Annotated in this window: 16 protein-coding genes and 1 pseudogene; 12 read left to right on the top strand and 5 right to left on the bottom strand. The window is 70.5% G+C overall.

Annotated features, from left to right (window positions below; genetic code table 11):
- Positions 1-14: 14 nt before the first annotated feature.
- From RPX00_RS20865 to RPX00_RS20840, 6 genes are read left to right on the top strand one after another with little or no spacing between them, the layout of a single operon-like run.
- On the top strand, positions 15-1166 hold the full coding sequence (locus RPX00_RS20865; protein ID WP_406641634.1) for a WXG100 family type VII secretion target: 1152 nt from the start codon (positions 15-17) through the stop codon (positions 1164-1166).
- A 25-nt stretch (positions 1167-1191) separates the two neighbouring features.
- On the top strand, positions 1192-1518 hold the full coding sequence (locus tag RPX00_RS20860) for a hypothetical protein (protein ID WP_406641632.1): 327 nt from the start codon (positions 1192-1194) through the stop codon (positions 1516-1518).
- Entirely contained in the window at positions 1515-2309 is a 795-nt protein-coding gene (locus RPX00_RS20855) for an ESX secretion-associated protein EspG (protein WP_406641630.1), read from the top strand. The genes RPX00_RS20860 and RPX00_RS20855 overlap by 4 nt, the downstream gene beginning before the upstream one ends.
- Before the next feature lie 32 nt (positions 2310-2341).
- On the top strand, positions 2342-2749 hold the full coding sequence (locus RPX00_RS20850; RefSeq protein ID WP_406641628.1) for a YbaB/EbfC family nucleoid-associated protein: 408 nt from the start codon (positions 2342-2344) through the stop codon (positions 2747-2749).
- Positions 2746-3054, top strand: a complete 309-nt coding sequence (locus RPX00_RS20845) for a type VII secretion target (protein WP_406641627.1) — start codon at positions 2746-2748, stop codon at positions 3052-3054. The genes RPX00_RS20850 and RPX00_RS20845 overlap by 4 nt, the downstream gene beginning before the upstream one ends.
- Positions 3051-4040: a hypothetical protein gene (locus RPX00_RS20840; RefSeq protein ID WP_406641626.1), complete on the top strand. Its 990-nt coding sequence runs from the start codon at positions 3051-3053 to the stop codon at positions 4038-4040. The genes RPX00_RS20845 and RPX00_RS20840 overlap by 4 nt, the downstream gene beginning before the upstream one ends.
- Before the next feature lie 75 nt (positions 4041-4115).
- On the opposite strand, the gene RPX00_RS20835 is transcribed toward RPX00_RS20840, so the two are convergent.
- Entirely contained in the window at positions 4116-5570 is a 1455-nt protein-coding gene (locus RPX00_RS20835) for a BTAD domain-containing putative transcriptional regulator (RefSeq protein WP_406641624.1), read from the bottom strand.
- A complete protein-coding gene (locus tag RPX00_RS20830; RefSeq protein ID WP_406641622.1) occupies positions 5567-6733 on the bottom strand; it encodes a sensor histidine kinase in 1167 nt (388 codons plus the stop codon). The genes RPX00_RS20835 and RPX00_RS20830 overlap by 4 nt, the downstream gene beginning before the upstream one ends.
- A gap of 60 nt (positions 6734-6793) precedes the next feature.
- Between RPX00_RS20830 and RPX00_RS20825 the strand changes: the two genes are divergently transcribed.
- The 3 genes from RPX00_RS20825 (at position 6794) to RPX00_RS20815 (ending at position 9185) form a co-directional block, all read left to right on the top strand.
- A complete protein-coding gene (locus RPX00_RS20825; protein WP_406641621.1) occupies positions 6794-7354 on the top strand; it encodes a TlpA family protein disulfide reductase in 561 nt (186 codons plus the stop codon).
- Between the two features lie 56 nt (positions 7355-7410).
- A complete protein-coding gene (locus RPX00_RS20820) occupies positions 7411-8085 on the top strand; it encodes a TetR/AcrR family transcriptional regulator (RefSeq protein WP_406641619.1) in 675 nt (224 codons plus the stop codon).
- A 209-nt stretch (positions 8086-8294) separates the two neighbouring features.
- Positions 8295-9185, top strand: a complete 891-nt coding sequence (locus RPX00_RS20815) for a C1 family peptidase (RefSeq protein WP_406641617.1) — start codon at positions 8295-8297, stop codon at positions 9183-9185.
- A 75-nt stretch (positions 9186-9260) separates the two neighbouring features.
- On the opposite strand, the pseudogene katG reads toward RPX00_RS20815, so the two are convergent.
- Both katG and RPX00_RS20805 read right to left on the bottom strand, forming a co-directional pair.
- A pseudogene (katG, locus tag RPX00_RS20810) lies at positions 9261-11427 on the bottom strand (catalase/peroxidase HPI).
- Positions 11428-11520: 93 nt separating this feature from the next.
- Complete coding sequence (locus tag RPX00_RS20805; RefSeq protein WP_406641615.1) at positions 11521-11952, bottom strand: Fur family transcriptional regulator; 432 nt, start codon at positions 11950-11952, stop codon at positions 11521-11523.
- Positions 11953-12099: 147 nt separating this feature from the next.
- Here RPX00_RS20805 and RPX00_RS20800 point away from each other — a divergent pair, with 147 nt between their 5' ends.
- The gene (locus RPX00_RS20800) at positions 12100-12930 is read left to right on the top strand and encodes an SAM-dependent methyltransferase (protein ID WP_406641613.1); all 831 of its coding nucleotides are present in this window, start codon (positions 12100-12102) and stop codon (positions 12928-12930) included.
- A 52-nt stretch (positions 12931-12982) separates the two neighbouring features.
- Here the strand turns inward: RPX00_RS20800 and RPX00_RS20795 are convergent, their stop codons facing one another.
- On the bottom strand, positions 12983-13666 hold the full coding sequence (locus RPX00_RS20795; RefSeq protein WP_406641612.1) for a TetR/AcrR family transcriptional regulator: 684 nt from the start codon (positions 13664-13666) through the stop codon (positions 12983-12985).
- 236 nt (positions 13667-13902) lie between these two features.
- On the opposite strand from RPX00_RS20795, the gene RPX00_RS20790 reads away from it, so the two are divergent.
- Positions 13903-14139, top strand: coding sequence for a hypothetical protein (locus RPX00_RS20790; protein WP_406641610.1), 237 nt, complete (start codon positions 13903-13905; stop codon positions 14137-14139).
- The gene (locus RPX00_RS20785; RefSeq protein ID WP_406641609.1) at positions 14136-14276 is read left to right on the top strand and encodes a hypothetical protein; all 141 of its coding nucleotides are present in this window, start codon (positions 14136-14138) and stop codon (positions 14274-14276) included. The genes RPX00_RS20790 and RPX00_RS20785 overlap by 4 nt, the downstream gene beginning before the upstream one ends.
- The last annotated feature ends 956 nt before the right edge of the window (positions 14277-15232 follow it).

Genomic DNA, 15232 nt, shown 5'->3' with positions numbered 1-15232 from the left:
GCGAAGGTGGGGGTATGACCGGCGAATCCGGATCAGTGGTCGACGCCGCGTCGGCCGGGGTGGAGAACCTGGCGGACTCGGCGCTCGCGGGACTCGACAAGGCGGGGCCGGTCGGCGACCTGGCCCGCCCGGTGGTGTCCGCGCTGCGCAACGTGTGGGAGGGCTACTTCGGCGCGCCGGTGCCGCCCGGCAGCACCAACTGGAACGCCTACACGCACCAGCAGCTGTACCAGATGCTGTGGGAGAAGGCCGACGTCGGCGACGTCAGCACGGTCGCGGCGGAATGGCAGCGGCACGGCTCGGCGATGCAGTCGCACGCCGACTCGCTCAAATCGCAGAAGGGGACGCTGCACGAGAACTGGAGCGGGGAGGCGGCCGAACGCGCGTCCGGACGGCTCAGCTCGCTCGGCGACCGCGCGTCCGGGATCGGCGACCGCGCCGGGACCGTCGGCGGCGCCGCCCAGGAAGCCGGCGATTCGCTCGCCGTCGCGCGCAACACCATGCCGAAGCCGCCGGGCGACCCGACTGGGGGCGCAGTCGCCGCCGCGGCGGCAGGAGCGGGTGCGGGCGCGGTCATCGGCGGGATCCTCGGGGCAGGCGCGGGCGGCATCGGGGCCGGCCCGGGTGCGCTGATGGGCGCGGCGATCGGAGCCGTCGCGGGCGGCGGGGCCAGCCTGTTCGTCGCGAACGTCGCGGCGGCCGAACAGAAGGCCGAGGCGGTGCACGTGATGCAGCGCTACGAGGCCAGCCTGCACAAGAGTTCGCGCGCCATCAATCCGCCGCCGGCCGGGGCGACGACCGCGGATTCCTATGGCGCGGACGAGTCGACCAGCGCGTCGAGCTACGCCGGTCCGCTCGGCGGGGCCGGGTCCGGCGTGGGCGGCGGCATGCCGTGGGGCGCGCTGACCACCGCGGCCCCGGTCGAATCGGGCCTGTCCGCCGGATTCCGCTCCGCGCTCGGCATGGAGAGCGCGATGCTCGCCCGCAACGCCGCGATGGCGGAGATGGCCGCCGCCCGCGCGGCCAACGGCAACGGCATGATGCCCGGCCGCGGCGCGGGAGCCTCGCAGGAGGAGGAAGAGGAGCACAAGAACAAGATGCCGGTGCTCGACCAGCCGCTCCTGCACCCCGAAGACAAGACCATCAGCCCGGTGATCGGGCTGTGAGCGACAAGACCGACAGGAGCTTCCGATGACCGGCCACGAGGTCGCCCCGCACGCGCTGGACCGGCAGGTCGCGGCGCTCGGCAGACTCGGCGAGCAGACCGGGGAACTCGTCGGTTCGGCGGGACGGCTCGCCGACCGGCTCCCGCAGCTCGGCACCGCGCCGCCCGCGCTGCACCTGGCGCAGCGGCTGCGCGAGGCCGCCGGGCACGCCGGGCTCACCGGCGAACTGGGCGCCGCGGACACCGAGCTGACCGGGTTCCACGAGGCGCTGCAAGCAGGCATCCGGCGCTACCAGGAACACGAATCCGGCGTGCGGGAAGCGTTCCAGCGGCTCGAACGGCAAGCCGAATGACCGCGGTAGTGCCGCGCACCGGCGACGAGACCGTCCACATCGGACTCGTGGAGGCCGACCTGCTGGCCGTGCACGCCGGGGCGAGCTGGCCGTTTCCCTTGCAGGTGCCGTCCTACGGCCGGATCGAGGGCGAACGCGAGATCCTGTTCGCCACCGCCGGGCAGGCGCTGCAAGCCCGCGGGCTCGCCGACGAATCCGGACCGGACGGCCTCGCCGCGGAAGCGGTGACCGCACTGCGCGAACGCCGCGGCGTCGTCGATCTGGTGGTGGCGGACGCCGAGGGGGCGACCGCCGTCACCGCACTCGTCTACCGGTCGTCGGCGCTGATCTGCCGTCAGCGGCTCGAGGCCGACACGCTGTCGGTGCGCCGGGTCGACGAGACCGCGCTGGTGGACGCCCTGTTCGCGGAAGTCCCCAAGGTGGAGGCGGCCCGCACGTTGCCGGTCACGCTGCCCGCGCACGCGGTCAAGGAGGCGATGGCGCTCACCGACGACGAGGACGACGTCTCCCGCGCGCACCGCCTGCGCGACCTGGTCCGCGACAGCGGCGGCGACCCGGCGGCGCTCGACAGCCTCGTCGGCCTGGTCGTCCCGCTGACCGGCCGCGGCCAGCTCGGCGCGACCCGCGACGGGCGCACCAGGGAAGGCCGCGAACTGTCCTGGCTGGACGGGCCGCGCGGCCGCGTCCGGGTCAACCCCGCGCGCGACGGCTGGCTGAGCGTGAACTCGCTGCGCCCGGCCGACGTGCGCTTCGCCCTCGGCGAACTGGCCACCGTCGCGCGGCGGCCGTGATGACCGCACCGAAAACGACCGGAGGATCTTCCGTGCCGATCCAAGACTCGGCGGCCTGGCTCGCCGACTACCAGAAAAACCTGTCCCGGATGCAGGCGAACGCCGAGGCCGCGAGCGCGAGCCTCAGCCGCGTCGGCGGACGGGCCGCGTCCCCGCGCGGCGAGGTCGAGGTCGAGGTGGGCCCGAGCGGCGCGCTGACCGACCTGCGGCTGAGCCCCGCCGCCCGCGCCCTCGAAGCCGACGCGCTCGCCCGGCTCATCCTCGCGACGGTGCACGACGCGCACCGCCAAGCGGGCGCGCAGGTCGTGGACATCATGACCGACTACGTCGGCGACGGCCCCGCGCTCCAGCTGGTCCGCGACAACCTCCCGGTCGAGGCGGCCCCCGCCGCCCCGCGCCAGGAGGACGACTACTTCGCGCACCCGGGGATCATCTCGTGACCGCCGGCTTCGAGGTCGACCCCGCGCAGCTGCGCCGGCACGCGGCCACCGTCGGCGACCTGGCCGACCGGCTCGGCAACGTGGCCCGCAGCGCCCCGTCCGGACTCGGCGACCAGGCACTCGGCGTCTTCGTGCAGTTCCTCACCGCGGGCCTGCAGTCGGCGGTCGGCAAGACGACCGACGCGGTCTCGCACGCTTCGTCCACTGTGGACAAAGTGAGCGCGAACCTGACCCAGGCCGCGGAAAGCTACGAACGCCGCGACCAGGGCAACGCCGCGTCGCTGCCCGGAAAGGACCTGCCATGACCGATTCCGGCCAGATTTTGGCAGACCTGAAGACCACCACCCAGGCGGTCGAGAACCACGACTGGGTGTCCGCCGGCCTCGGCGGCGCCAGCACCGCACTCGACCTGCTCGGCGCGACACAAGACCCGCTCGCCGCGCTGACCTCGGCCGGGTTCGGCATGATCACCGAGCTGGTGCGGTTCCTGGAGGAGCCGCTGAAACAGTTGCAGGGCAACCCGGATGCGGTGTCGTCGCACTCGCAGGGCATGGAAGGCGGCGGCCAGCAGGTGTCGTCGGTCGCGGACGACTACCGGCAGTCCGCGGGCCCGGAAACGTCGGGCTGGAGCGGTTCCTCGGCGTCCAGCTACCGCGACAACAGCTCCCAGCACGCGGACTGCGTCGAAGCGGTCGGCCAGGCCGGAATCGCGATGGCGAAGGCGGCCACCGGGGCGGGGAAGGTGGTCGCGAAGGCGCAGCAGGAAGTCGGCGGGCTCATTTCGGAGGCTGTCGGCCAGATCATCCAGCTGATGACCCAGGCCTTCGCCGCCGCGCAAGCGACATTCGGCGCGAGCATCGCGGCGGCGATCCCGCAGGCGGTGGCGATCGCTACCCAGTACGGCGGGCAGATCGCGCAGAAGCTCGGGGTTTTGCTGTCGGACTCGGACAATCTGCTGCAGCTGATCACCTCGGTGACGCAGGGGCTTGAGGCGGCTACACAGCTGATGTCGAAGCTCAGCGAGGCTTCGAAGAGCAGCTCTGACGGGGAGTCCGGCTCTTCGGATTCGTCGGCGAGTTCACGGTATCCGTCGTCTTCGGGGTCGCAGTACTCCAGTTCGTCGGACTCGCAGTACCCGGACTCTTCGCAGCCCTCGTCGCGTTACCCGTCGTCGGCGGATTCGCAGTACCCGGGCTCCTCGGACTCTTCGGATTCTCAGTACCCGTCGGATTCGCAGTACCCGGGCCAGCACCGCCCGCGCACTCCGGTCAGCACCGCCCAGCAGAGCTGATCCCGCCGCGCGGCTCGGTACGAGAACCTCCCCGTTCCGGGCCGCGCGGCGTTTCCGCCAGGGTCCCGTGTTCACTCACGAGGGACCCCGATCCGAGCTGAGCACCACCCGCAGTTCCCGGTCCAGCTCCGCCCCCGGTTCGACGTCCAGGTCCATCCGCAGCCGCTCCCGCGTCCGCCGGTGCACCGCCAGCGCGTCCGCCCGGCGGCCGCCGCCGTGCAGGGCTCGCATCAGCAGCACCGCCAGCGGTTCCCGGTGCGGATGCACCGCCAGCAGCGCCGACAGCTCGTGCACCACGTCGTCCGTCCGGCCCAGTTTCAGTTGCAGCACGGCCTTTTCCTGCACCAGCGTCAGCCGCCGCTCGGTCAGGCGCAGGCGTTCCCCCTCGACGAACGGGCCGGGCAAACCGGCCAGCGGCTCGCCGTGGAACAGGGCCAGCGCACCGGCATAAGCATCGACCGCGGCCGCCGGATCGCCGCTGTGCGTGGCGGTCGCGGCTTCGGAGATCCGGTCGTGCAGTTCGGTGACGTCCAGTCGTACTCGTTCCCCCGCGAAGCGATATCCGCCGCGATCGCTGCCGATTACCGAGTCTTCCGTACGCTCTCCCGCCCCGCGCAGGCATTTCCGCAGCCGATGTACGTACACCGGCACCACCCGGCCGCCGGTGCCCGGCGGTTCCAGGCCCCACACGCCGTCGAGCAGTTCCCCGGGGCTGACCGTCTCGCCCTGCCGCAGCACCAGCGCCGCGAGCAGCGCCTGCTGCCGGACCGGGCCCAGGTCCAGCAGGTTCGGTCCCCGCCACGCTTGCAGCGGGCCGAGCACGCTGAACCGCAACGAGTCCGGGCCCGCCGGAGCCGGTGCCGCGCCCGGGGTGACCAGGCCGTGGTCGAAGGCGTACACGATGGCCGCCGCGCGGTCGCGGAGCCGGAGTTTCGCGCACACCCGCTCGAAATGCGCCTCGACCGTGCTCGCCGAAACCGCCAGCGTCCCGGCGATTTCCGCGTCCGTCAGCCCCCGCGCCACCGCGGTGAGCACGTCCAGTTCGCGCGGCGTCAACAGCCCGGACGGCACCACCGGCCGGTCCGCGGCCGCCTCGCGATACGTCGTGAGCACGCGACCGGTGACCGCCGGATCGAGCCACGCCTCGCCCATCGCGACCGCTCGCACCGCGCGGATCAGGTCCTCCGCCGGGGAATCCTTCAGCACATACCCGACCGCGCCCGCGCGCAGCACCCCGGCGAGCAGTTCGTCGTCGTCGAACGTGGTCAGCGCGAGCACCGGCGGGCGCGCGCCGGAGGCCCGCAGCCGCCGCGTCGCCTCGATGCCGTCGACGCGCTTCATCCGCAGGTCCATCACCACGACGTCGACCCCGCCGGCCGCTTCGAGCGCGGCCGGGACCTCGTCGCCGTCGGAGCACTCCCCCGCCACCACGAACCCGTCGCGGCGGCGCAGGATCAACCGCAGCCCCGACCGCACCAGTTCCTGATCGTCGACGAGCAGTACCCGCATTTCCCCGGAGGCAGCGGTCACGACGCGACCTCGCGCGCCAGCGGCACCGTCACGTCGACGACCCACTCGCCGCCCTCGGGCCCGGCACTCAACCGCGCGCCGAGCTGATTCGCGCGCGCCGCCATGCCCGCCAACCCGGAGCCGCCCGGCTTCCGCGCCGCGCCGTTGTGTCCATTGCGGACGGTCAAGCTGGCCTCAGCGGAGCCGATCTCCAGTCTTACCAAGGCTTTCTCGGCCGGGGCGTGCTTGACCACGTTCGCCAGCGATTCCTGGACGATCCGGTAGAGCCCCAGTCCCACCGTATTGTCGACCGCGGTCACGTCGCCCTCCAGTTCGTAATCCGCGACCAGCCCGGCCGCGCACGTTTCGGCCACCAGGTCCGCGATGTCGACCGCACCGGGCAGCGGCCGCGTCCCCGCCGACTCCTGCGCGAGCAATCCAACCGTGCGCCGGATATCGGCCATCGCCGCCCGTCCGATCCGCTCCGCCTCGGTGAGCGCGGCGACGGCCTCGTCGATGTCGCGATCCGTGCGCAACCCGTGCCGCGCGCCCGTGACGTGCAGCAACGTAATGCTCAGCGAATGCGCCACGACGTCGTGCACCTCGCGCGCGATCCGCTGCCGCTCGCCGAGCATCGCCTGCTCGCGCACGGCCTCCTGCTTGCCGCGCTCGGCGTCCAGCGCGCGCACGTACCAGCGCAGCATGAACCCGGCGGCCATCCCGACCACCACGGCGAGCATGTACACCGGAGACCCGACCAGCCCCACGGTCAGCGCCGCCGCCCCGAGCACCGCGACCGCCCCGCCCGTCGCCGCGAACGCGACCCGCGCCGACGCGATCGACCCCAGTTCGCCGGTGAGCACGACCAGCGGCATCGGCGCGAAGTCCGGCACCACCGGATAGGCCAGCAGCAGCCCGATCCCGGCGAGCATCCCGACCGCCTTCAGCCACGACGGCGCCAGCCGCCCGGTGAAGACCCACAGCAGCGTCGACGCCGTGGCCAGCAGAAACCCCGCGATCGCCACCGGAAGCGCGGGCCCGACCCGCTGCCCCACCGCGACGATCAGCCCGACCACCGTGAAGGCGGTCGTCCCCAGCGGAATCCACCAGGGCAACGTGAGCCCGGACCGGGCCAAGCCGTCGGCCAGCCTGCCCCGCAACCGGTCCCGCGCTGTTTCCCACACGAGGTCCAGCCTAGAAAACCAGGTCGGCGGCCGCCGGGTGTATCAGCGATAACATGCCGCGTGCGCTTCGTTCGGCTCTTCCTCCTGCTGGCACTGCTGCCCCTCGCTTCGTGCACGAGCGGGAAGGACCCGGACACCTTCGAGTTCGTCTCGCCAGGCGGCCAGACGACCATCCACTACCCCGTGGCGCAGCGCAAAAAGGTCGCGAACCTCAAGGGCCAGAGCCTCCGCGAGCCCGGCAAGGACCTCTCGCTGGCCGATTACTCCGGCAAGGTCGTCCTGCTCAACCTCTGGGGAGCCTGGTGCGGGCCGTGCCGCGCCGAATCGGGCACCTTGAAGACCATCGCGGACTCCGGCCGGGAGCGCGGGATCCGAGTGCTCGGCATCAACGTCCGCGACAACCCGAAGTACGCCGCCGACTTCGTCCGGGACCTCGGGCTCGGCTACGAGTCGATCTTCGACCCGTCCGGCCGGGTCGCCCTGCAGCTGCGCGGGATCCCGCTGTCCGCGGTGCCGGTCTCGCTGATCGTCGACAAGCAGCAACGGGTCGCGGCGGTCTATCTCGGCGCGATCCTGCGAACCGACGTCCAGCCCACCCTCGACAGCGTGCTCGCCGAGTAACCCCCAGTCCCGCCAAGGTCCAGACCCATCCGAGCCCCTCCGCCTACCATGGGCGGATGACCGCGAGCGCCTACAACCGCCGGGAACGGCCCGCCAAGCCCGCGCTGAGTCGCGAAGGCATTGTCGCGGCCGCGCTTGACGTTCTGCGCCGCGAAGGGGCCGAGCGCGTCACCATGCGGCGGCTCGCGAAGGAGCTGGACACCGGGCCGGCCTCGCTTTACGTCTATGTCCGCGACACCGACGAACTCCACGCCGCCGTGCTCGACGAACTTCTCACCGCGGTGCCCATCACAGCCACCGAGGGCGACTGGCGGAGTCGCTTGTGGACAGTCATGTCCACTTACCGCGACATCCTGTACACCCACCCCGGCCTCGCCCGCGTCGCGCTCGTGACCTCGTTGAACGGGCCGAATTACCTCGCCATCGTCGACACCGTGCTCGGCCTGCTCGCCGAAGCCGGGGTGCCGTCCGGCCCAGCCGCCTGGTCGGTCGACCTGTTGCTGCTCGTCGCCACCGCCAGCGCGGTCGAGCACAGCACCCGCAACGCGCGCCCGGAAGCGGAACGGCAGCACGACGCGCTCGCCGAAATCCTCCGCGGACTCTCCGCGGAAACGCATCCGAACATCGCCGCGGCGGGGCGAAATCTGTTCTCCGGCACCGGAAACTCCCGGTCCCGATGGGCGATCGACGTCCTTCTCAACGGCGCGCGCACCACCCCGCTGCCGGAGTGAACCAGCGTCCATAATGGACCGTTACGCCGGAATAGCGGCGACAACGGGCGCGATGTCCGTTTGATCGATTCACTCTAAAACCACAGTTGATACGGTCCCTCCTTTCGTAGGTTCCCGGAAAATTTCCGTCCATCTACCTTTGCAGTGTTCCGCTTCACCCTCCCCCGCCCTTTCCGGGTTCTTTTCTGCGTGCCCAAAGGAGTACCAGGATGCAGATCAGAAAAACGTCCGCGCTCGTTTCCCTGCTCGCCGCGGCCGGACTGGCCGCGACGATGGGCGCGACGCCCGCGACCGCCGCGCAGCACCACCCGGCCCCGCTGAAGCACGGCCTCGGGCTGAACGTCGCCGGGCTGAAAGCCGCGCAAGCCGGCAAGCGCGCCCACGCGCATTCCGCGCTCCCCGTGCATCCCCGCACCACCGCGGCGGCGCCGTCCAGCGCCGACCTCACCCAGTACGCCAACGAACCCGGCGACCAGGGCCAGGTCGGCTCGTGCGTCACCTGGGCGACCGGCTACACCGGCTACGGCGTGCTGATGAACGAGCAGGGCATCTCCGGCGGCCCGATGGCTCCGATGTTCATCTACTCCCAGATCGCCAAGGGAAACGACCAGGGCACCTGGGCGAGCGTCGCGCTGCCAATGGAACAGAAACAGGGCATCGACACCAAATCCGACTACTGGCAGGGCGATTTCGACTACACCACTCAACCCGACCAGAACGAACGGACGAATGCGGCGCACTACAAACTGTCCGGCTACACCGAATTGTCGACCAGCGGCGCCGCGGCGAAGTCTGACATCGAGAACGCCATTTCCCAGGGCGAGCCGGTCGCGATCGGCTTCACCGTGCACCAGAGCTTCATGAACCTGGACTCCTCGACCGCGAGCGACTACTCGTACCTGCCCGGAGACTCGGGCAGCGACCCGGTCGTCGGCGGCCACGAGGTGACCGTCGTCGCCTACAACGAGCAGGGCGTGAAGATCGAGAACAGCTGGGGATCCGGCTGGGGCGCAAGCGGTTTCGTGACCGTGCCCTGGTCGTTCTTCAACACCGGCGACGTCGACGAGGTCAACGCGATGGGCAAGCTCGTCCAGAGCTGACCCGCCCGCCCACGGCAAAGGGCTCCTTGCGGGAATTCCCGCAAGGAGCCCTTCACGATCAGCGGATCAGGAAACTCAGACCAGGTCGTACCGGTCGTTGTTCATGACCTTGTGCCACGCGGCGACGAAGTCGCGGACGAACTTCTCCTTGGCGTCGTCGCTGCCGTAGACCTCGGCGACCGCGCGCAGTTCGGAGTTCGAGCCGAACACCAGGTCGTTGCGGGTGCCGGTCCACTTGACCTCGCCGGTGGCGAGGTCGCGGCCCTCGAAGGACTCCGCGTGCGGGCCCTCGCCGTCGGCGGGCTTCCACTCGGTGCCCATGTCGAGCAGGTTGACGAAGAAGTCGTTCGTCAGCGTGCCCGGCCGGTCGGTGAACACGCCGTGCGGCGAGTTCTGGTAGTTCGCGCCCAGCACGCGCAGGCCGCCGACCAGCACGGTCATCTCCGGCGCGCTCAGGTTGAGCAGGTTCGCCTTGTCCACCAGCAGGTACTCCGACGGCAGCGGGTTGGCCTTGCCGCGGTAGTTGCGGAACCCGTCGGCCTTCGGCTCGAGCGGCGCGAACGAGTCCGCGTCGGTCTGCTCCTGCGTCGCGTCGGTGCGGCCCGGCGTGAACGGAACGGTGATGTCGACGCCGCCGTCCTTCGCCGCCTTCTCCACGCCCGCCGCGCCGGCCAGCACGATCAGGTCGGCGAGCGAGATCTTCTTGCCGCCGGTCTGCGCGCTGTTGAACGCTTCCTGAACGCCCTCGAGCGTGCGCAGCACCTGAGGCCAGCTCGTCCGGCTCGTTGACCTCCCAGCCGCGCTGCGGCTCGAGGCGGATGCGGGCGCCGTTCGCGCCGCCGCGCTTGTCGCTGTGCCGGTAGCTCGACGCCGACGCCCACGCGGTGGACACCAGCTGCGAAACCGACAGGCCGGACTCGAGGATCTTCGCCTTCAGGTCCGCCACGTCCGCGTCGCTGACCAGCTCGTGGTCGACGGCCGGGACCGGGTCCTGCCAGATCAGCTCTTCCTGCGGCACCAGCGGGCCGAGGTAGCGCTGGATCGGGCCCATGTCGCGGTGGGTGAGCTTGTACCAGGCGCGGGCGAAGGCGTCCGCGAACTCGTCCGGGTTCTCGTAGAACCGGCGCGAAATGGGCTCGTAGATCGGGTCGAAGCGCAGCGCCAGGTCCGAGGTCAGCATGCTCGGCGCGCGGTTCAGCTCACCGGTCTCCGGGTCCGGCACGGTGCCCTGCGCCGCGTTGTTCTTCGGCTTCCACTGGTGCGCGCCGGCCGGGCTCTTGGTCAGCTCCCATTCGTAGGTGAACAGGTTGTGGAAGAACCAGTTGCTCCACTTGGTCGGGGTGGGGGTCCAGGTGACCTCCAGCCCGCTGCCGATCTGGTCGCGGCCCTTGCCGCTGCCGAAGCTGTTCTTCCAGCCGAGGCCCATCTGCTCGATCGGGGCGGCCTCCGGCACCGGGCCGACGTTCGCGTCCGCGTCGCCCGCGCCGTGCGTCTTGCCGAAGGTGTGGCCGCCGGCGATGAGGGCGACGGTCTCCTCGTCGTTCATCGCCATCCGGGCGAACGTCTCGCGGATGTCGCGCGCCGAGGCGATCGGGTCCGGGTTGCCGTTCGGGCCTTCCGGGTTCACGTAGATGAGGCCCATCTGGACCGCGGCGAGCGGGTTGTCCAGCTCGCGGTCGCCCTTGTAGCGCTCGTCGCCGAGCCAGGTGCGCTCCGGGCCCCAGTAGATGTCCTCGTCCGGCTCCCACACGTCGGCGCGGCCGCCGGCGAAGCCGAAGGTCTTGAAGCCCATGGTCTCGAGCGCGCGGTTGCCCGCGAAGACCATCAGGTCCGCCCACGAGATCTTCTTGCCGTACTTCTTCTTGACCGGCCACAGCAGGCGGCGCGCCTTGTCCAGGCCGACGTTGTCCGGCCAGCTGTTCAGCGGCGCGAACCGCTGCTGGCCGCCGCCCGCCCCGCCGCGGCCGTCGTCGATCCGGTAGGTGCCTGCGCTGTGCCAGGCCATCCGGATGAACAGCGGGCCGTAGTTGCCGAAGTCGGCGGGCCAGAAGTCCTGCTGCGTGGTGAGCAGCGCGTCGACGTCGCGGGTCAGCGCGTCGAGGTCGAGGCTCTTGAATTCCTTGGCGTAGTCGAAGTCCCCGCCCATCGGGTCCGCCGCGGGGGCGTGCTTCCGGAGGATCTTCAGGTTGAGCTGGTTCGGCCACCAGTCACGGTTCGCGGCGCCTTCGGAGGGGTAGCCCATGCGGCCGGTGACCGGGCACCCCGCCTTCTGGTCGTCGGCAACGGAGTCAAGCGATTCGGACAACTGAAATCCTTCCGGGAATCATGGTCTTGCTCAGGAACTCACTGCGGCGGAACAGCTGGGACAGCGGCCCCAGTAGACGACCTCCGCCTCTTCGATGACGAAGCCGTGCGTCTGCGAGGCGGTCAGGCACGGAGCCTCGCCGACCGCGCAGTCGACATCCTCGATGGCACCGCACGAACGGCACACGACGTGGTGGTGGTTGTCCCCTACCCGGGCCTCGTACCGCGCGACCGAACCGGGCGGCTGGATGCGCCGCAGCAGCCCCGCGTCGGTCAGCGCGCGCAGCACGTCGTAGACGGCCTGGTGGGAAACCTCGCCGAGATCCGCGCGCACCATGCCGATGACGGATTCGGTGTCCGCGTGCGCGTTGGCGTGCACGGCGGAGAGCACGGCCACCCGAGGGCGCGTGATCCGCAACTGCACTCCGCGCAGCAGCTGCTCGAAGTCCGCGGTCGTCGGCATGCCCCGGAGTCTGCCCCATTTTCTGGAATGAATCAAGAATCTGTCACCCACTCCGGTTGTCCTCCTCCTGGCGGTCGCTTGACAGCCCGGAAGGACTACGGTGAGTAGACCTAAGAGACGCCTGACACATCCGAGGTGACGCCAGAAATGACCGAGGCCGTCGAATCGCCCAGTTCGCATCCGGTCGGGGTCGACATCACGCGAGCGAGCATCGCCCGGGTGTACGACGCCGCGCTGAACGGCACGAACAACTACGAGATCGACCGCAGGGTGCTCGACCAGGTGCGGACCGTCGCACCCGAGGTCAACGACCTCGCCTGGGCCAACCGCAACTTCCTCATCCGCGCCTGCCGGTTCCTCGCCACCCAGGGCAAGGTCGCCCAGTACCTCGACTGCGGCTCCGGCCTGCCCACGGCGGAGAACACCCACCAGGTCGTGCAGCGGATCGTCCCGGAAGCCCGCGTGCTGTACGTGGACAACGACCCGGTGGTGCTCGCGCACGGGCGCGCGCTGCTCGAAGAGAACGAGAACACCAAGTTCATCGACGCCGACATCTTCAAGCCCGAGCAGATCCTTCAGCACGAGACCGCGCGCGAGTTCCTCGACTGGACCAAGCCGATCGCGTTGCTGCACAACGGAACCCTGCACCACTACCTCGGCGACGACTACGAGGAGATGATGCGGACCTACGTCGACGCGCTGCCGTCCGGCTCGTTCGTCGTGGTCGCGCACTTCCTCGACCCGCAGACGCCGGAGCACAGCGAGATCGCGCGGAAGATGGAGGACAAGTTCACGCACAGCCCGATGGGCAGCGGCGTCTTCCGCACGTGGGAAGAGATCGGGCGGATGTTCGGCGGCACCGAGCTGGTCGACCCCGGCCTGGTGCTGTGCGAGGACTGGTGGCCGGACGGCCCGCGTTACCAGCCGCTGAACCAGGTTCAGGAGTGCATCGCGGGCGGAGTCGGCCGGAAGGCCTGAGTTCTTTTTGTGCTGAAGGGCCCCTCGCCTGGTTGCGAGGGGCCCTTCGCCGTCAGTCGAGGGTGCGGAAATCCAGCGCGGACAACGGCGAATCCGGGTTGAGCACTACGCCGACCGTGCGCAGGGTGTCGTCGAGGATCGACCAGACCCAGCGCGCGAGCAGCTCCCGCAGTTCCTCGCGGCCGATGCCGCGCGGGACGTCGAGCCAGTGCGCGGTGCTCGATTCGACCAGCCCGACCAGTCCGTACGCGATGGTCTCGCCGACCTTCTGGTCCGCGCCGAACAGCCCGAGGTAGTACTCGAACAGCACGGTCAGCTGCCGGGCGATCGCGGTCTTCACGTCCGCGACGACGTCACGCGGGCCGGTCACCGACTGCCGCATCAGGTATTGGTAAAGCGCGCGGTGCTCGGAAAGCCATTCGATGTGCGCGCCGATCGTCGCGTGCACCATATCGCGCGGAGTACCGGAAACTCCCCACAGCGGGGCGAATTGCGCACCGATCATTTCCGCCGCCCGCAACGCGATAGCGCGCTGCAGATCAGCGGTGTCCGAGAAATGCTTGTAAATGCGCGTGCGAGCGACGCCGGCCTCGTCAGCGATCTGCTCGGTGGACACCTCCGGCCCGTATCGGGCGATCGCGCGCATCCCGGCTTCCACGAATTCCCGGCGCCGGCGTTCCCGCTGCCCTGCCCACCGGGCGGCCCGCCCGTCGGGCGGAGTACCTGAGGACGTCATCCGCGCGAGTGTATCGCCGGGTCACATATCGGATACGGCGCTGTACCTGTTACTTTGGGTATAGAGGGATGACTGTCGGTGGTCGGGGTTGCCTCGATGTGGCCAGTCGCTTTCGGGCGACAGTTGCTTTGGTGTGACCTAGATCACGAGCCGGGAGTGCGTCATCGGCACGCGGGGAGCAAGTCGCGTCGGTGAAGCGAGCGCCGCCCGCGCGGGCGGCGTGCAGGGAGGAACACATGGACGGCGAACAGCACCGGCCGGAACTGTCCACCGGCCACCGGGTCACCTACGTGGTCGGCCAGCGCACCGGCAGGCGCCAGCTGTGCCGGCGCGGGGTGGTCACCGGAGCCCCGGTCATCGACGACGCCACCGCGGTCACCTGGGTCCCGGTCCAGGTCGACGGCCAGGCGAGAGACGCGGACCCGCACTGGGTCGCGGCGGACGCGATCATCGACGTGGTGAGCGCGCCGTGAGCGCCGAACAGGCCGTGGCCACCCCGATCTTCGACGGCGTGGTCGCCGAGGCCGGGGTCGACTGGTCCGAAGAGGACGTCCCGGCGGGCGGCAAGGGCGGGACGGACGACGGGACGAAACCCGGGGCGGGCAAGTAGCCGCCCCCGTTGCAGGGCGGTCCGGGAATCGGGTAGCGGCGGTGGGTGCTTCGGCGGCCGACCGCCTGGTCGACGTGCGGTGACGGGGTTTCGGGAGCCCGGCCGCCCAGTCGCCGTGCGGTGATGGGGTTCCTCGGCAGCCGGGCATGCGATCACCGCGGAGTCGCGGTGAGTTGTTCGACGGCCAGACGCCCGGTCAACGCACTGCGGCAGGCTCCCCGCCAGCCATCCGACCACCGCGGAGCAACACCGAGTTGCTCGACGGCCAGCCGTCCAGCCACCACACCGCGGCAGGCCCCCAGCCACCCGACCACCGCCGAGCAGCGGCGAGTCGCTCGACCGCCAGCCACCCAGTCGCCGCACAGCGACGGGTTCCGCGGCAGCCAGGCATGCGACCATCGCGGAGCAGCGGCGAATTGCTCGACTACCAGCCGTCCAGCCACCGTGCAGAGGCAGGCTCCTCGGCAGCCAACCGCCCGGCCACCATGCAGCGGCGGACTTCTCGACGGCCAACCGCCCAGTGCCCCCGCAGCAGCGGCGGACTCCTCAGCGGTCCGCCACCCGACCACCGTCGGCGGCGGACTCCTCGGCAGCCAACCACCCAGTCACCCCACAGCAACGGTGGTCTCCTCAGCGGTCCGCCGCCCAACCATCGCGGGCGGAGGACTCCTCAGCAGCCCACGCGGCGGCCGCACCTTGGCGCGGGATTCTCGCTCCGCCCGCCGAAACCCGCACCGGTGCGGGTTCGCGTGCCGAGGACCGGGCTAGGCCAGTTGGGTATCACCGGTTTACTGCACTCGTCCGGGTGAATCCCATACCCCCGAATCCCGCCTCAGCACCCCGCTCCGCGCCAATCCGAGCCCGTCCGGCAGGCAGCACTCCCGCCCGTCTTGACCAACCCCGCGCCACGTCTCGGCAGATCTCAACAAACCCGCCAGGAACCGCGTAAAAGATAA

The sequence above is a fragment of the Amycolatopsis sp. WGS_07 genome (assembly GCF_045278895.1).
Taxonomy (GTDB): Bacteria; Actinomycetota; Actinomycetes; order Mycobacteriales; family Pseudonocardiaceae; genus Amycolatopsis.
This window is presented reverse-complemented; position numbering and strand designations above follow the sequence as displayed.

Excerpts from the sequence above, each read along its gene's own strand:
- RPX00_RS20820 (WP_406641619.1), top strand. The coding sequence starts at position 7,411 with ATGACCGCGAGCGCCTACAACCGCCGGGAACGGCCCGCCAAGCCCGCG.
- RPX00_RS20865 (WP_406641634.1), top strand. The coding sequence starts at position 15 with ATGACCGGCGAATCCGGATCAGTGGTCGACGCCGCGTCGGCCGGGGTG.
- RPX00_RS20800 (WP_406641613.1), top strand. The coding sequence starts at position 12,100 with ATGACCGAGGCCGTCGAATCGCCCAGTTCGCATCCGGTCGGGGTCGAC.
- RPX00_RS20860 (WP_406641632.1), top strand. The coding sequence starts at position 1,192 with ATGACCGGCCACGAGGTCGCCCCGCACGCGCTGGACCGGCAGGTCGCG.
- RPX00_RS20790 (WP_406641610.1), top strand. The coding sequence starts at position 13,903 with ATGGACGGCGAACAGCACCGGCCGGAACTGTCCACCGGCCACCGGGTC.
- RPX00_RS20805 (WP_406641615.1), bottom strand. The coding sequence starts at position 11,952 with ATGCCGACGACCGCGGACTTCGAGCAGCTGCTGCGCGGAGTGCAGTTG.
- RPX00_RS20840 (WP_406641626.1), top strand. The coding sequence starts at position 3,051 with ATGACCGATTCCGGCCAGATTTTGGCAGACCTGAAGACCACCACCCAG.
- RPX00_RS20815 (WP_406641617.1), top strand. The coding sequence starts at position 8,295 with ATGCAGATCAGAAAAACGTCCGCGCTCGTTTCCCTGCTCGCCGCGGCC.
- RPX00_RS20795 (WP_406641612.1), bottom strand. The coding sequence starts at position 13,666 with ATGACGTCCTCAGGTACTCCGCCCGACGGGCGGGCCGCCCGGTGGGCA.
- RPX00_RS20855 (WP_406641630.1), top strand. The coding sequence starts at position 1,515 with ATGACCGCGGTAGTGCCGCGCACCGGCGACGAGACCGTCCACATCGGA.